The organism is Collinsella sp. OM06-18AC, assembly GCF_003438785.1.
Taxonomy (GTDB): Bacteria; Actinomycetota; Coriobacteriia; order Coriobacteriales; family Coriobacteriaceae; genus Collinsella.
The window spans coordinates 13,523-29,742 of record NZ_QSTX01000012.1; the positions used below are offsets into that span (position 1 = coordinate 13,523).

The following is a 16,220-nucleotide window of genomic DNA, read 5'->3' on the forward strand; positions in this document are numbered from 1 at the left end:
GCAATCTGACGTTCAATCGTCGGTCGCGTACCAAAGTACGCTTCCCTCCTCTTTCACGTCACCTTGCTCGCTTAGGGGCGTTTTCGCTGACGTGAGCTCAACCTGCGACGGTGCCAAATTAGTTATCCGCACAAAAAAGGAGGCCTCCGCGGCGATGCGGAGGCCTCCTTTTTGTGCACGGTGTACTTGTGAGTGTGCAAGCGGGGGAGTTGTTACTCCTCGACGATCTCGGTGATCGCGCCGGCGGGGCAAGCGTCCTGGCAAGCGCCACAGGCGACGCAGGAATCCTCGTCAGCGACGGTAGCGACGTCCTGGAGCTCCAGAACACCAGCGGGGCAGGAGTCGACGCAAACGCCACAAGCGATGCACTCGTCGGCATCAATTACGGGATGAGCCATGGTAGTTTCCTCTCTGTTGACCGACGCTACAGGCGATGCGCGCCGGTTTGATTCGGGCAAAAACATACCACGGGAGCGACCGTTTGCAATACCCTCTGACCGGCATCTTCATACCGTTCGCCGAGTATGCCACGGCTTACTAAAAAACATGCAGGTGAGGCCGTTGAGCTGCGCAAATGTTAGCTACAGGTGACTTGAAATAAAGGGCGATTGAGTGTGCTTGCGGAAACCGCATCCCATTATTTGGCCGAAAAACGGGTCGAACTTTCCCCAGGGAAGCCCGGGGCCGCCATGTGCGCTCCCAAGCCCAAACCTCAGCCATCTCTACATAGATCTCAATAGATCTGCCGAGAACTCAAACAGTGCATTTACCTGCGCATTTGAGAACCTAAACTCTCAGAGATAAGAAATCTTATATGAATTGACTTAGATTTTGTATATTCCGGCCCATAAGGGGATACACTACATCCTGAAAGACAAGCCGAAGCGCCGCGCGACAGACCGTCGAGGCGGCGCGAACGCACAAGAGAGAGGGAATTTCTAATGAGTAAGATTCTTGGTATCGACCTTGGTACTACTAACTCCGCTATGGCCGTCCTCGAGGGCGGTTCTCCGACCATTATCGTGAACGCCGAGGGCGACCGCACCACCCCGTCCGTCGTGGGCTTCCGTGCCGACGGCGACCGCGTCGTGGGCAAGGCCGCTAAGAACCAGGCGGTCACCAACCCCAAGAACACCGTGTTCTCCATCAAGCGCTTCATGGGCCGCAAGTACTCCGAGTGCACCTCCGAGATCAAGACCGTGCCGTATGAGGTCAAGGAGGGCCAGGGTGGCCGTGCCGTCGTCGACATCGAGGGCAAGGACTACACCGCCGAGCAGGTGAGCGCCATGACGCTCGCAAAGATGAAGGCCGACGCCGAGAAGTATCTGGGCGAGACCGTCACCGATGCCGTCATCACCGTCCCGGCCTACTTCAACGACGCCCAGCGTCAGGCCACCAAGGACGCCGGTAAGATCGCCGGCCTCAACGTCAAGCGTATCGTCAACGAGCCGACCGCTGCTGCTCTTGCCTATGGCCTGGACAAGCAGGGTACCGACCAGCGCATCCTGGTCTTCGACCTGGGCGGCGGCACCTTCGACGTCTCCATCCTTGACCTCGCTGACGGCGTGTTTGAGGTTCTGTCCACCTCGGGCGACAACCACCTGGGCGGCGATGACTGGGATCAGCGCGTCATCGACTGGATGGCCGATAAGTTCCAGCAGGAGAACGGTGTCGACCTGCGTCAGGACCCCATGGCCCTGCAGCGTCTGAAGGAGGCCGCCGAGAACGCCAAGAAGGAGCTCTCCGCAGCCCAGCAGTCCACCATCAACCTGCCGTTCATCACCATGAACCAGTCTGGCCCGCTGCACCTCAACTACACGCTGACCCGCGCCGAGTTCGAGAAGATCACCCGCGACCTGCTCGAGCGCTGCAAGCAGCCTGTCACCAACGCCCTGCGCGACGCTAAGCTCAAGCTCTCCGATCTGACCGAGGTCATCCTCGTCGGCGGCTCCACCCGTATGCCCGCCGTCCAGGATCTGGTCAAGACCATGACCGGCAAGCAGCCCAACATGTCCGTGAACCCCGACGAGGTCGTTGCCGACGGCGCTGCCGTCCAGGGCGGCGTGCTCACCGGCGACGTCGAGGGCATCCTGCTGCTCGATGTTACCCCGCTGTCGCTGGGCGTCGAGACTATGGGCGGCATCATGACCAAGATGATCGACCGCAACACCACGATCCCGACCTCCAAGACCGAGGTCTACTCCACCGCTGCCGACAACCAGACCAGCGTCGAGATCAACGTGCTCCAGGGCGAGCGCGAGCTTGCCCGCGACAACAAGTCGCTCGGTAAGTTCCAGCTGACCGGTATCCCGGCTGCCCGCCGCGGCGTGCCGCAGATCGAGGTCACCTTCGACATCGACGCCAACGGCATCGTCAAGGTCTCCGCTAAGGACAAGGGCACCGGCAAGGAGCAGCAGATTACTATCTCCGGCTCCACCGCGCTTTCCGACGACGAAGTCGATCGCATGGTCAAGGACGCCGAGGCTCATGCCGAGGAGGACAAGAAGCAGAAGGAAGAGGTCGAGGTCCGCAACCAGACCGACAGCCTGTGCTACTCCACCGAGCAGACCCTCAACGAGCTGGGCGACAAGGTTTCCGCCGACGTGAAGTCCAAGGCCGAGGCCGCTATCGCCGACGCTAAGAAGGCGCTCGAGGGCTCTGACGTCGAGGCTATCAAGGCCGCCGGCGAGTCCCTGCAGTCCGTGGCCTACGAGCTGGCCCAGGTTGTCTACGCCGACGCTCAGCAGCAGACCGACGGTGCCGCCGGCGCCCAGCCTGCCGATGATGACGTCGTCGACGCCGACTACGAGGTTGTGGACGACGAGGACAAGTAATCATGTCCGCCCGTAAAGCTCGCACGGAGGCGGCTGCCGCTGGCGCCGCCCCCGTTGACTCTGAGGAGAAGGACGTGAAGATTCCCGTAGAAGCCGTCGACGATACCGAGGCCAACGAGGCCGAGGCCGCCGAGGCTGCCGAGAACCAGGTAGAGGATTCCAACAAGGAGGCGACGATGACCGAGGACGAGATGGTGGAAGCCGCTATCCGCGCCGGTGAGGAAGCCGCCGACAACGACTTTAAGCTTAAGTTCGAGCAGGCCCAAAAGGAGCTTGCCGACGTGCGCAGCGAGCTCGATGCTGCGGCAGAGGCCCAGAAGGCCGCCGAGGACAAGGCAAAGGACGCCACCGAGCGTACCGCCCGTCTGCAGGCCGACTGGGAGAACTTCCGTCGCCGCACTGCCAACGAGCGTATCGCCGAGCGCGAGCGCGCGACCGAGAAGCTTGTCACCGCGCTGTTGCCGGTGGTTGACGATATCGAGCGTGCAATCGACCATGCCCGTAGCCAGGAGCTTTCCGAGGACTTTAAGCAGTTCGTCGATGGCGTTGACGCGGTACATGCCAAGCTGCTCGATGTGTTTGCGCACGAGGGCGTTGAGCCCATCGACCCCAAGGGCGAGGCGTTCGATCCGCTCGAGCACCAGGCTGTGGGCCGCGTCGAGGACGCATCGCAGTACGACGAGACTGTCAACGACGTGTACCAGAAGGGCTACCGCATGGCGGACCGCATCCTGCGTTCCGCGATGGTGACGGTGACCTACGGTGGCGAGAAGCGCCCCGCACCGGAGCCCGAAGCGGCGCCCGAGGATGCTGCGGCTGATACGGCTGAGAGCACCGAGGAGTAATTGAGAAGGGCCCCGGGGCAACACCCGGGGCCCTTTCTGGCCTAGTGCCATATGAAAGCATGAGCCGCCGTCCGCTGGACGGCGGATAAAACAGGAGAGGAGCTACGATGGCTGCAGGCAAAACCTTCTATGACATCCTGGGCGTATCCAAGAGCGCCTCCGACAAAGAGATCAAGAGCGCGTTTCGCAAGCTCGCGCAAAAATATCACCCCGATGCCGGCGGCGACGAGGCCAAGTTTAAGGAGATTAGCGAGGCCTACGAGACGCTTTCGGACGAGAAGAAGCGCAAAGAGTACGACCAGATGCTCATGTTCGGCGGCATGCCGGGCGCGGGCGGCGCGTATGGCGGCGGCTACGGTGCCGGCGCGGGCGCCAGCGGCTGGGGCGACATCTTCGACAGCATCTTTAGCGGCAACGGCGCTTGGGGTAGCGATTGGGGCTCGGGCTTTGCCGGGGCTGCGGGTGCTGCCGGTGCCGGCGCGGGTCGCAGCCGCGCGCGCAAGGGCGGCGACCTGTCGCTGACCGTCGATGTGACGGCCGAGGACGCGTTTCGCGGCGTGACGCACAAGGTCACCTATCGCATTCCTTCGACAGGTGAGCAGCAGACCATTACGGTCTCGGTGCCCGCGGGCGCGGTCGACGGCGGCAAGCTACGCTACAAGCGTCGCGGCGAGTATGGCGTTGCGGGTGGCGAGCGCGGCGACCTGGTCGTGACCACGCATGTGGAGGAGCACCCGCTGTTTAAGCGCAAGGGTGCCGATGTGACCATGGAGGTACCGATCTCGGTTTACGAGGCGGCGCTCGGCTGCACGGTGGATGTGCCCACACCCGGCGGCGCGACGGTTCGTCTGAAGGTGCCCGCGGGTACCCAGACGGGCAAGAAGTTCCGCTTTAAGGAGATGGGCGCGCCCGATGTTAAGCACCGTGGCCGCACGGGCGCGCTGCTCGTCGAGATCAAGGTGCAGGTTCCCACGAACCTGTCCGACGATGAGCGCGATGCCATGACCAAGCTGCGCGAGGCCGACACGCGCGACTATCGCGAGAAGGTCAATCGTTACAAGGCGACGTACTAGGGCGGTCGCGGCGCACGCCCACGCCCGCGGGCTTATGATGGACGATAACGAGACGGAAAGGGGTCAGGTAGCATGGCCGAGGACAATAGGAACAAACCGCTGTACATGATCAGCGTGGCGGCCGAGCTGACCGGCATGCACCCGCAGACTCTACGCGTCTACGAGTCCAAGGGCCTGGTGAACCCCCAGCGCTCGGGCGGTAACACGCGCCTGTATTCGCGCGCCGATATCGAGCGTCTGGAACTCATCAACCAACTGACCGATGAGGGCATCAACCTCGCCGGCGTGGTGCGCATCCTCGATATGAAGGAGCGTGCTGAGGAGCGCGAGCGCGAGAACGAGAAGCTCCGCGCCCGCGTACGCCAGCTCGAGGACGAGCTGCACGAGTATAAGATGCAGAAGAAGATCACCGCCCTGGCCCCGCGCGACGGCTCAGTCAACCCCGAGCAAGTCATGCGCAAGCTGCTGGGCGCCGGCGGGGACTTGTAGGTTACGCCGTTCTACCGAACGGCGTAACGGCTCCACTCATTGGGGACAGACTTAAATGAGTGCCCGCAGAATGAGAGTGGATAATCTCCCGTTTTTGGCCTGTTTGCAGGCTCAAAGTGGGAGATTATCCACTCTCGTCATTTCGGCGTCTAAGTCTGCCCCCGGCACCCAACTCGTTCTTTGCTTTACTGAGATAAAGTGAACGTGCAGATTCGTAACCCACTCGCAACCGTTCTATGGCACGATATTGAACGAATGTATGCTATGCGCCCAAATCGTTTTGGGCAGAGTGGGAGACAGTATGGTCAAGCTGTACGAGGACGGCATCTACCTGCGCGGCGGCAGCGAGGTTGTGCCTGCGGCCGAGGCTGCCGAGCGCGGTATTACGCAGACGCCCGAGGATGCCAAGCGCGGCACCATCGCGTATTCGATCCTCCAGGCACACAATACGTCCGGAGATCCCGAGGCACTCAAGATTCGCTTCGACGCCATGGCGAGCCACGACATCACCTTTGTCGGCATCATCCAGACGGCGCGCGCCTCGGGCATGGAGCAGTTCCCGCTGCCTTACGTGCTCACCAACTGCCATAATTCGCTGTGCGCCGTGGGCGGCACCATCAACGAGGACGACCACGTCTTTGGCCTCTCGGCCGCCAAGAAGTACGGTGGCATCTTCGTTCCGCCGCATATCGCCGTTATCCACTCCTTTATGCGTGAGAACTTCGCGGGCTGCGGCAAGATGATCCTGGGTTCCGACTCGCACACCCGCTACGGCGCTCTGGGCACTATGGCCGTGGGCGAGGGCGGTGGCGAGCTGGCAAAGCAACTGCTGCGCGACACCTACGACGTCGCCTATCCCGGCGTCGTCGCCATCTACCTCACGGGTGCCCCGCGCCCCGGCGTCGGCCCGCACGATGTGGCGCTCGCCATCATCCACGCTGTCTTTGCCAAGGGCTACGTCAAGAACAAGGTCATGGAGTTTGTGGGCCCCGGCATCGCGAGCATGACGACCGACTACCGCAACGGCGTCGACGTCATGACCACCGAGACCACCTGCCTGTCGAGCATCTGGGCCACCGACGAGGACACGCACGCGTTTTTGACCATGCACGGCCGCGGCGACGACTATCGCGAGCTCAAGCCCGCCGATGTCGCCTACTACGACGGTTGCGTCGAGGTCGACCTGTCGAGCATCAAGCCCATGATCGCACTGCCGTTCCATCCTTCCAACGGCTTTGAGATCGACGAGCTCAACGAGAACCTCGAGGACATCCTGCACGAGGTGGAGCTCGAGGCCGCCAAGATCGGCGAGGGCAAGACGCACTTTAGCCTGCTCGACAAGATCGTCGACGGCAAGCTGCACGTGCAGCAGGGCGTTATCGCCGGCTGCTCGGGCGGCAACTATGACTCCGTGGTCCAGGCTGCCCGCGTGCTCAAGGGCGCCAATACCGGCTGCGGCGAGTTCTCGCTGTCGGTCTATCCCACGAGCCAGCCCGTGGCGCTCGAACTTACACGCCGCGGCTACATCTACGACCTCATGGAGGCCGGCGCAATCGTGCGCACGGCATTCTGCGGCCCGTGCTTCGGCGCCGGCGACACGCCCGCCAACAACGGCCTTTCGATCCGTCACACCACGCGCAACTTCCCCAACCGCGAGGGTTCCAAGCCGGGTAATGGCCAGCTGAGCGCCGTGGCCCTGATGGACGCCCGCTCCATTGCGGCAACGGCTGCCAACGGCGGCGTCCTGACGCCGGCGACCGACCTGCCCGAGGACACTTGGGACGAGGCCTGCGAGTACACCTTTGACGACGCGCCGTACAAGAAGCGCGTGTACTGGGGCTTTGGCAAGGCGGAGCCTGCCGACGAGCTGGTCGAAGGCCCCAACATCAAGCCGTGGCCCGCGATGGAGCCGCTCGGCGACGACATCCTGCTCAAGGTTTGCTCCAAGATCATGGACCCGGTCACCACGACCGACGAGCTCATTCCCTCGGGCGAGACGAGCTCCTTCCGCTCCAACCCGCTGGGCCTGGCTGAGTTTACGCTGAGCCGCCGCGACCCGGCCTACGTGGGTCGCTCCAAGGAGGTCGACGCTGTGGAGAAGCGTCGCGTTGCCGGCGAGTCCGCGGGCGACCTGGCGGCGTTCGATGCCGAGCTTGCCGGTGTGTTTGAGGCGCTGGCCGGCGCGGGTGTCGCGGCCGATGCCAAGGCGACCGAGTTCGGTTCCATGATTTACGCCAAGAAGCCTGGCGACGGCAGCGCCCGCGAGCAGGCCGCGAGCTGCCAGCGCGTAATTGGCGGCCTGGCCAACATCGTCCACGAGTACGCCACCAAGCGCTATCGCTCCAACGTGATGAACTGGGGCATGGTGCCCTTCCAGATGGAGGCCGAGCCCAACTTTGAGGTGGGCGATTACGTCTTTGTGCCGGGTATCCGTGCCGCGCTCGATGGCGACCTGAAGGACATCGCCGCCTACGTGGTGCGCGCCGATGGTGCGGTCGAGCAGATTGAGCTCTACATTGCCGATATGACGGCAGAGGAGCGTGCCATCGTCAAGGCCGGCTGCCTGATCAACTACAACAAGTTCAAGGCCGCTGCCGAGTAACGCACTTAATTGTCCGCCCGGGGCTTACCCTTTCCCGCTCGCTCACGCGCTTCGCGAGGGTCGCGTTCGGGAAAGGGTAAGCCCCGGGCTACATTTCTGCGTTCTCGTTGGGTCTTGAGGGACGCTAATAAATGGACCTGCTTGATGCCGCCCCTTTTTATTGGGGCGGCTTCTTTTTGTCGAAAACCGCCACAAAGGGGACAGGCGCCTTTGTGGTGGTGGGGCGAGCTCGATATTGCCGCGCTCGTTGAGGGACAGTTCAATAAATGTCCCTACAGGATTTCATCCGGGTTGACGGGTTTGATTGTTTTGGGGATGCCGAGTTTGGATGACGCGAAATCGTCAACATTGTCCTTAATTCCGTCTTTGGTGTAGACAGTGACCGTATAGGTGCTGTGTCCGAATTCGCCCTTGTCGCGTATCGCCCAGGCCTGCCAGTAGGCAGCTCCGCCTCGCTCTCTGATTTTTCCAATGCGGCGGAGTTCTGTTCGCTTTAATTTCTGGTCGCTGTCGACGGTTCGGCCGACCTCATCGGTGAGCCCGCACTGTTCAAGCAGTTTGTCGAGGACTTGGTTCATGTGACGCTCATCGGTGTTTGGAGCATAGTCGTAAGCGAGGGTGATGGAGTCGAGTGGCTGGTCGTCGATCAAATAATTCATCGTCTGAGGTTCAAGGCTGAAATGGGGGAAGCATCCGTCAATCGTTCCGAGCAGCGGTAACATTGACCGCCAAATTCCGGTGGGAATTCCATCTTCGTAGAACACGCCGCGACAGATAAAGGAGAGCGAGGTGGCACGCGAGCCGGCGTCGACCATTCCGCATAAATCGAAGGGCGAGGCGATGCCAAGGGAAAAGGGCGTGGCGACGATAAGGAAGAGCATCACGATGGGTATGGCGAGAATGGCGATGACGTTGCGACCGGTGGAATGAGACGGCTTCATATGCGCTCCTCGAGACAAAGATCTGTTGAGGATAGGCAGAAATGGATATGTTCAGAGAACAATTCAAGTTTAATCTCATGGCGCGAGATGGTCGACCGTTAGCGTCGAAAACCACCACAAAGGTGCCTGTCCCCTTTGTGGTGGTGAGGAGCGCGCGGCTTCTTTTGGTAATAATGCTGGCTGGCGATATCATTAGTGCAGGTAGCGAAGGTTTGCGTTGTGGGGTGTTTTGCCGTGAGCCGTTCTGCCCGTATTGGATTGATTGTCTTGGCGCTTGCGATCGCTGTGGTTGGCGCGGGCGCTGTCGGTATGGCATTTCTACCTGCTGCGGTGACGGAGCCGGTGGTCAAGCCTGTGACTCAATCTGTCGAACTTCTGACCGGCGACGACAAGCCCGAGACCATTACCGTTGATTTTGATGAGCAGCCGGCTGTGCTGGGTATTAGCAATTATCCGCGTATTCAGCTTGGGGCCATGCGCTATACCACGGATACAAGCCTGATCGATAGGGCGTCCGAGCTACTCAAGGGCAAAACATTTAAGCGTTGGTACGGATATGCGTCCTATCGGGCAAAAGCGAACGACATGGTTGGCGGATGCCACTCTTCCATCGAGCTGGACACTGCAAACGGCGCAAAGTTATGTGATGTCTCGTACGATCCGGGCTACGAGGGCAATGAGGGTCCGGGCATCTACATCATGGACGGCGATGTCGCCTATGTCATGGAGGGCGACCAGACCGAGCTCAACGATTTTATGGGTCAGTGTATCCAAGATGCCTATAAACAGACCTGCTTGCCTGACCCGCAGACTGCACGCGATAGTGGGTCTGCCCGTACATGGCTGTTCGAGGATGAGATGCCCTGGACCGTCGAATCGGGAAGTACGGGTTCGGCGAAGGAGTAGAAACCGCGACCACCACAAAGGTGCCTGTCCTCTTTGTGGTGGTTTTCGGTCTGTCTCGATCTGTAACATCTAGGATCAAAAATGGCTGCTAGATGTTACAGATCGAGACGGTAGCGCGCCTGGGCAGCGGCGGGCTGACATCTCAGTACCCTATCCGTAATTCACTCAGAAAACCTTATATATAGAGACTTAGATTTGTGTATAAGATCGCGTAAAGCTGGCAACAATACTTCTCGAACAACGTGAAGCCGCCCCGTAGGGCGGCCGCCCCAAGAGAGGTGATTCCATGAGAATCGATAAGCTAGCAATGACGTCGCGCGAGGCGCTGCAGACCGCCATGAGCACGGCTGCCGACGCGCAGGCCGGCGCGGTGGAGCCGATTCACCTGCTGTCTGCCCTGCTTGGTGCCGGCGAGCGCAATATCTCCGTGATCATCGAGCGCATCGGCGCCGACCCGGCCCAGCTTGCACGCTCCACACAAGATGCCATCGACCATGCGCCCAAGGTGTCGGGCGAGGGTCAGCAGATGGGCCTGTCCAACGAGCTCGTTCGCGTGATCGAGAAGGCCGAGAAAAAGGCCACCAAGATGGGCGACAGCTTTGTGGTGACCGAGCATCTGCTGATGGCACTTGCCGAGGACAAGGGTGAGGCGGGTCGCGTGCTGCGTGACGCCGGCGTGACCAAGGAGCGCATCGAGCAAGTCTACGAGGAACTGCGCGGCGATGACCGCGTGACGTCTGCCGAGGACAAGACGCAGTTTGAGGCGTTGGAGCAGTACGGTCGCAACATCTGCGATCTGGCTCGCGCCGGCAAGCTCGACCCGGTCATCGGCCGTACCGACGAGATCCGTCGTACTATTCAGGTTCTGTCCCGCCGCACCAAGAACAACCCCGTGCTTATCGGCGAGCCGGGCGTCGGCAAGACGGCCATCGTCGAGGGCATTGCTCAGCGAATCGTGGCCGGCGACGTACCGAGCACCCTGCGCGACCGCGACCTCATCGAGCTCGACATGAGCGCGCTGGTCGCCGGCGCCAAGTACCGCGGCGAGTTCGAGGACCGCTTGAAGGCCGTGCTCAAGGAAGTGCAAAAATCCGAAGGCAAGGTCATCCTGTTCATCGATGAGCTCCATACCATCGTGGGCGCGGGTGCCACCGAGGGCTCCATGGACGCCGGCAACATCCTCAAACCGGCGCTCGCTCGTGGCGACCTGCACGCGATCGGCGCGACCACGCTCGACGAGTACCGCAAGTACATCGAGAAGGACGCGGCGCTCGCCCGTCGTTTCCAGACCGTGATGGTCAGCGAGCCTACCGTCGAGGACACCATTTCAATCCTGCGTGGCCTGAAGGAGAAGTACGAGATCTTCCACGGCGTACACATCACCGATAGCGCGCTCGTGGCTGCCGCCGACCTCTCCGACCGCTACATCGCCGACCGCTTCCTGCCCGACAAGGCTATCGACCTGGTCGATGAGGCCGCGAGCCGCCTGCGCATGGAACTCGACAGCATGCCGGTCGAGATCGACGCCACCACGCGTCAGCTCACCCAGCTGCAGATCGAGGAACAGGCGCTCATGAAAGAGACCGACGACGCCTCTAAGGAGCGTTTGGAGGCTCTGCGCCAAGAGATTGCCGAAGTCCAGGAAAAGCTCAACGTGCAAAAGGCCGGCTGGCTCAACCAAAAGAACGCCATCGACCACGTGCAGGAGCTTAAGGGCCAGCTTGACGCGGCCAAGAGCGAAGAGGAGCGCGCGACGCGCAACGGCGATCTGGGCCGTGCGTCCGAGCTTCGCTATTCTGTGATCCCGGGTCTGCAGCAGCAGATTCAGGATTCCGAGGCTGCGCTCGAGGCGCAAAAGCAGCAGGACGGCGAGGGCCTCAACGAACAGGTGACCTCCGACGAGATCGCCGAGGTCGTGAGCGCCTGGACCGGTGTGCCCGTGTCCAAGATGATGCAGGGCGAGCTCGACAAGTTGAAGGGCTTGGAGGGCGAGCTGCATAAGCGCGTTATCGGTCAGGACGAGGCCGTCTCCGCTGTAGCCGCGGCCGTGCGTCGCAGCCGTGCGGGTCTCTCCGACCCAGACAAGCCCATCGGCAGCTTCTTCTTCCTGGGCCCCACCGGCGTAGGCAAGACCGAGCTCGCCAAGGCGCTGGCCGAGTGCCTGTTCGATGACGAGCGCGCGCTCGTGCGTATCGACATGTCCGAGTATATGGAGAAGTTCAGCGTCCAGCGTCTGATCGGTGCGCCCCCGGGATACGTGGGCTATGACGAGGGCGGCCAGCTCACCGAGGCCGTGCGCCGTCGTCCCTACTCCGTGATCTTGCTCGACGAGATGGAGAAGGCTCATCCGGATGTCTTTAACGTGCTGCTGCAGGTGCTCGACGACGGCCGTTTGACCGACGGTCAGGGTCGCCAAGTGTCCTTCAAGAACACGATTATCATCATGACGTCCAACGTGGGCTCCAAGGCTATCGCCGATCTGTCCGGCAAGGACGAGGAGGAGATGCGCCATCAGGTTGACGGGGCCATGGCTCAAACCTTCCGCCCCGAGTTCCTCAACCGTATCGACGATATCGTGGTGTTCCATCCGCTCGGCATGGCGCAGATCGAGAAGATCGTCGACATCCAGCTCGCCGACGTCCGCGCGCGTCTGGCCAAGGAGCGCATGACGCTGGCCATCACCCCGGCGGCCAAGCAGATGCTCGCCGTGGGCGGCCTGGACCCGGTCTTTGGTGCCCGTCCGCTCAAGCGTCTCGTGCAGCGCGAGGTCGTGGATGCCATTGCCGCCGCTATCATCGACGGTACGGTGCGCGAGGGCGATCAGGTGACGGTCGATGTCGACAAGGACGGCGGCTTTACCGTCGTGTGCGACAACACGCCGTCTGCTACCTACGAGGTCCCCGACGCCGAGTAGATTTATGGGACATGCCTTAAAATCTGCCAGCCGTCTCTAAACGCCAAGGGCGGCGGATCCAATTGGGTCCGCCGCCCTTTTTCGTGCGACAATCGATAATGTTGAACACGATTGCATGGCAAGGAGATATGCAGATGATAGACAAGAACAAGACGAATGCGCCGGTCGCCAACGCCGCGCCGGCCGCGCCCAAGCCTGCACCCAAGCCTGTGCCCAAGCCGCGCGACCCCTATATCCGTGCCGAGAACGAGGATGACGACGGCTACGATCCTTATAGCGATCGTCGCCCCGAGCGCGAACCCCTCTTCGAAGCCGACCCCTGGCGTTAAGTAGCTCATTTGGGACGGGGCTTTTTTAGCTACTTTGTTTTCGGCTAGAGGCGTTCATGCCTGCCCCCTCGGCCGCTCGATATCCTCCGGGAGGGGCCACTAATAGAAAACTTGCTTATCCATTAATCAAGATACGCATAATCTTGCTCTCCTGCTAATCAAGAATCGTTATAATCTTGATTAGCAGGAGAGCAAGATTGGAGAATTATGGCATTCAACGACTTGGTGGCTCAAAAAATAAAGGACTTTGAGCAACAGGGGATTCCGCAGGTCTTTGAGCGCGACCTTGATCTGGGCAACCCGCAGGAGCCAAAGCGCGACAACATCGTATATGTGATTGTGGGCGCCCGTCGTTGTGGAAAGACGTATCGCCTGTATCAGGAGATGCGGCGGCTTCAGGGCCAAGGCGTCGAGCTTGACCGGATGCTATATTTCAATTTTGAGGATGAGCGCTTGCGTCCGTATGAGCCATCGCTACTAGCGGACGTGCTCGATACATTCTATGCACTATATCCTGCTGCTCGAGGCGAGGGCGCCTACCTTTTCTTTGACGAGATCCAGGAAATACCCGAATGGGGTGCGTTTCTGCGACGCGTGGTCGATACGGAGAAGGCGACCGTTTACGTGACGGGATCTTCTTCTAAGATGCTGTCCTCAGAACTTGAGAGCGAGTTCAGGGGCCGTTCTCTTGTGCGAGAGCTTTTTCCGTTGAGTTTTTCGGAATACGTCCGATATAAGACGGGGGGCGTTCCTGAGTCGAACGCGCCCTTCTCCTCAAGCGCTGCAGCGTTGCTCCGACACCATCTGGTCGGATATCTCGAGCGAGGGGGATTCATCGCGACACTTGAGCAGACGCCCGCAGACGCGATTCAGCTGCTACAGGAATATGCGTCGCGAACGGTCGCCATGGACGTCGTTGAACGTTACGACGTCAAGAACCCCCGTTTGGCCTCGCTGTTTCTGGCGCGGTGCATGGCATCTTCGGGACGAGAGCTGTCAGTGAACAAAGTGTACAACGAGTTCAAGAGCAGACAGATATCCGTCAGTCGAAATACGCTCAGCGACTTACTTGAGTATTACGAGGACGCCTACCTGCTGTTTTCGGTGCCGGAGTTCACGCGTTCGCTTGCAAATAATACGCGGTCTGCGTCTAAGGTCTACGCCGTCGATCCTGCGATGTTCGGAGCGTTCTCCCCCGCATCGGCATTGGATCATGGTCAGAGGCTCGAGACCGCGGTGTTCAATGCGCTCAGAAGAAGGACCCCCGCCGTGCGGCCCGGTTCGGTTTGCCGCCTGCTGATTAAAGATAAGAATAAAAGCCATGAGGTGGACTTTGTGGCTGGGGATGCACTGCTCATGCAGGCTTACGGCCTGATTCAGGTAAGTGTGGATATGACAAGCGAGAAAACGCGCGAGCGCGAAATTGCCGCGCTCGATGCCGCGATGGCCCAGTTTGATCTTGGCGAGTCGGTAATCGTTACCATGGATGAGCAGGCCGATATTCCATGCAAACACGGCGTGGTACATGCTGTGCCCGCATGGAAGTGGCTCCTTTCCTAATCGTCTATGGATTTGCGAGGCCAGGACTCAGGTGTCATGGTCCGCTAGTCCTGGGCCTTGATGCTCGGCAGGAGAATCTGGGCGAGGTAGTCGGTCTCGAGTTTGGTCGCGGCGTCTGCCTTGCCGTCTTTGCCGACCAGTACGTTCTTGATCTGGCTATAGGTGTAGCGGTTACCGGTCGTGAGCTCGACAAGCTCAATGGCCGTGTCCATGGGGTAGGTTGACACGGGATTCTGCGTCCGTCCGTTGATGGTCTGGGGCACCACGTACGGATAGACGGGGCCGCTGGCGTAGACGGTATAACCGTTGCCTAGATTGGCCGCACCCAAAACCGTATCGCCCTCATCGGGCGTAAAGCTCTCGCCCTCGCGCACCGCGACGAGCGTCACAATCGGCGTATCGCTGTCGCCGGCAAGATAGATGCATAGCGTGCTGCCATTTTGCCAAGTCTCGACCTTGCCGTACCACTCGACGGGGATATCGAGCTGGTAGAGGTCGGTTGCCTTGTGGCGAGCGTCAGCATCGCGGGCTGCCTGTGCCTTTTGCGCGCTCACGGCATTGACGGCGGCGTCGCGCCGCGCGGTTGCCGCCTGCTGGAGCACCTTGGCGGTGGCGGCGGAGCTCGCGCCTCCCTCCTCGGCATATTTGGCGGCGGCATCGATCTGGTCGTCGGTTACCGTGTCGGCCGAAGGCACCTTGAGCTTAAAGGCGGCCTGGCTGCTTAGGTCCTGTCCGTCGCTCTTGATCGTGACCTGCGCCTTGGTGGTCGGCACGGTATAGACGGTGCCGTCGGACGCGATGGGGGAGGCAGCGATGGAGAGTGTGTAGTCACCGGGTAGCAGTTTGATGCCACGGCCGTGCTCGTCAACATAGAGTGTTTCGCTCACGGAGGATCCGTCAGAATCCTGGCCACTCACTTGTACGGGAATCTTGGAGCCGGCGGAACAGTCGAGGCCCGCGGCATGCACGCCAATCTGCACCGACATCATTGTGTGGGCATTGGCGGCGACAGCGGCAGCCTGCTCTTGCTGATATCCGTTCCAGGCAGCATAGCCTGCACCGCCGGCGACGAGCGCGACGGCCACGACACCGGCGACCATCAGATTGCGGCGCTTGGGCGACATCTTGCGATGGCGGACCTCGGCTTCGTGTGCCGAGGGAACGGACGGCAGGGGAATATCGCCCATGGCGATGGTCTCATCCACGGCTGGTGCGGAACCCAGGCCAGGAAGCTCGCGAGTCAGCGAATCTTCGGCCGGTAAGCTGTCGAGCAAGACGGTTTCCTCGCCCGTGTCGGATTCGGGCTGGTCGTCGGCCTCGCTATCGTCCTCTTCGGCTTCGTCAGGAGCGTCTTTGGCGTCGCCGCCTTCGTCCTCAGTGTCTTCGTGCACCTCGTCTTGCGCGTCGACGACCGAATCGCTAAACGAGAGCTCGTCTAGCGCGATCCGGTCAAGGCTCTCCAGGGCTTCGGCACATGCTTCCGCATCCTGGGCCGCATCCTCGCGGCCATACGTCTCATCGCTCATATATCCCCCAATGCAATATCGGCTCAACACTGTACCCAAAAATGGAGCCATATAAAGCGCATACGAAATATAAGATCCGATTTAACCTGAGCGCATCGTTCGGCCGCATCCTCGCGGCAGCAAAAGGCCCCCGGAACGCGGACGAATCACATTCCGGGGGCTCTGCAATGCGTTGAGTTGCGCGGAGCCGGCTATGCTGCT

General features: G+C 60.8%; 12 protein-coding genes. 9 read left to right on the top strand and 3 right to left on the bottom strand.

Annotated features, from left to right (window positions below; genetic code table 11):
- Positions 1–212: 212 nt before the first annotated feature.
- On the bottom strand, positions 213–398 hold the full coding sequence (locus DXB86_RS07975; RefSeq protein WP_006235216.1) for a DUF362 domain-containing protein: 186 nt from the start codon (positions 396–398) through the stop codon (positions 213–215).
- A 543-nt stretch (positions 399–941) separates the two neighbouring features.
- On the opposite strand from DXB86_RS07975, the gene dnaK reads away from it, so the two are divergent.
- From dnaK to DXB86_RS08000, 5 genes are all read left to right on the top strand, one after another.
- Positions 942–2,834, top strand: coding sequence for a molecular chaperone DnaK (dnaK, locus tag DXB86_RS07980; RefSeq protein WP_117564548.1), 1,893 nt, complete (start codon positions 942–944; stop codon positions 2,832–2,834).
- A gap of 2 nt (positions 2,835–2,836) precedes the next feature.
- Positions 2,837–3,679 carry a nucleotide exchange factor GrpE gene (locus DXB86_RS07985; RefSeq protein ID WP_117736754.1) on the top strand — a complete coding sequence of 281 codons (843 nt, stop codon included), beginning with the start codon at positions 2,837–2,839 and terminating at the stop codon, positions 3,677–3,679.
- Positions 3,680–3,786: 107 nt separating this feature from the next.
- The gene (locus DXB86_RS07990; protein ID WP_035136622.1) at positions 3,787–4,752 is read left to right on the top strand and encodes a DnaJ C-terminal domain-containing protein; all 966 of its coding nucleotides are present in this window, start codon (positions 3,787–3,789) and stop codon (positions 4,750–4,752) included.
- A gap of 72 nt (positions 4,753–4,824) precedes the next feature.
- The gene (locus tag DXB86_RS07995; protein WP_006235210.1) at positions 4,825–5,241 is read left to right on the top strand and encodes a heat shock protein transcriptional repressor HspR; all 417 of its coding nucleotides are present in this window, start codon (positions 4,825–4,827) and stop codon (positions 5,239–5,241) included.
- A 301-nt stretch (positions 5,242–5,542) separates the two neighbouring features.
- Positions 5,543–7,843 carry a hydratase gene (locus DXB86_RS08000; protein WP_117736755.1) on the top strand — a complete coding sequence of 767 codons (2,301 nt, stop codon included), beginning with the start codon at positions 5,543–5,545 and terminating at the stop codon, positions 7,841–7,843.
- A 272-nt stretch (positions 7,844–8,115) separates the two neighbouring features.
- Here DXB86_RS08000 and DXB86_RS08005 read toward each other — a convergent pair whose 3' ends face one another.
- On the bottom strand, positions 8,116–8,784 hold the full coding sequence (locus DXB86_RS08005; RefSeq protein ID WP_117736756.1) for a hypothetical protein: 669 nt from the start codon (positions 8,782–8,784) through the stop codon (positions 8,116–8,118).
- A 234-nt stretch (positions 8,785–9,018) separates the two neighbouring features.
- On the opposite strand from DXB86_RS08005, the gene DXB86_RS08010 reads away from it, so the two are divergent.
- The 4 genes from DXB86_RS08010 (at position 9,019) to DXB86_RS08025 (ending at position 14,493) form a co-directional block, all read left to right on the top strand.
- Positions 9,019–9,690, top strand: a complete 672-nt coding sequence (locus tag DXB86_RS08010; protein WP_147329350.1) for a hypothetical protein — start codon at positions 9,019–9,021, stop codon at positions 9,688–9,690.
- 286 nt (positions 9,691–9,976) lie between these two features.
- Positions 9,977–12,604, top strand: coding sequence for an ATP-dependent chaperone ClpB (gene clpB / locus DXB86_RS08015; protein WP_117736757.1), 2,628 nt, complete (start codon positions 9,977–9,979; stop codon positions 12,602–12,604).
- Positions 12,605–12,738: 134 nt separating this feature from the next.
- Positions 12,739–12,933, top strand: coding sequence for a hypothetical protein (locus DXB86_RS08020; protein ID WP_233502698.1), 195 nt, complete (start codon positions 12,739–12,741; stop codon positions 12,931–12,933).
- A 207-nt stretch (positions 12,934–13,140) separates the two neighbouring features.
- Entirely contained in the window at positions 13,141–14,493 is a 1,353-nt protein-coding gene (locus DXB86_RS08025; RefSeq protein ID WP_117736758.1) for an ATP-binding protein, read from the top strand.
- 44 nt (positions 14,494–14,537) lie between these two features.
- Here DXB86_RS08025 and DXB86_RS08030 read toward each other — a convergent pair whose 3' ends face one another.
- On the bottom strand, positions 14,538–16,019 hold the full coding sequence (locus tag DXB86_RS08030) for a hypothetical protein (protein WP_117736759.1): 1,482 nt from the start codon (positions 16,017–16,019) through the stop codon (positions 14,538–14,540).
- Between the last annotated feature and the right edge of the window lie 201 nt (positions 16,020–16,220).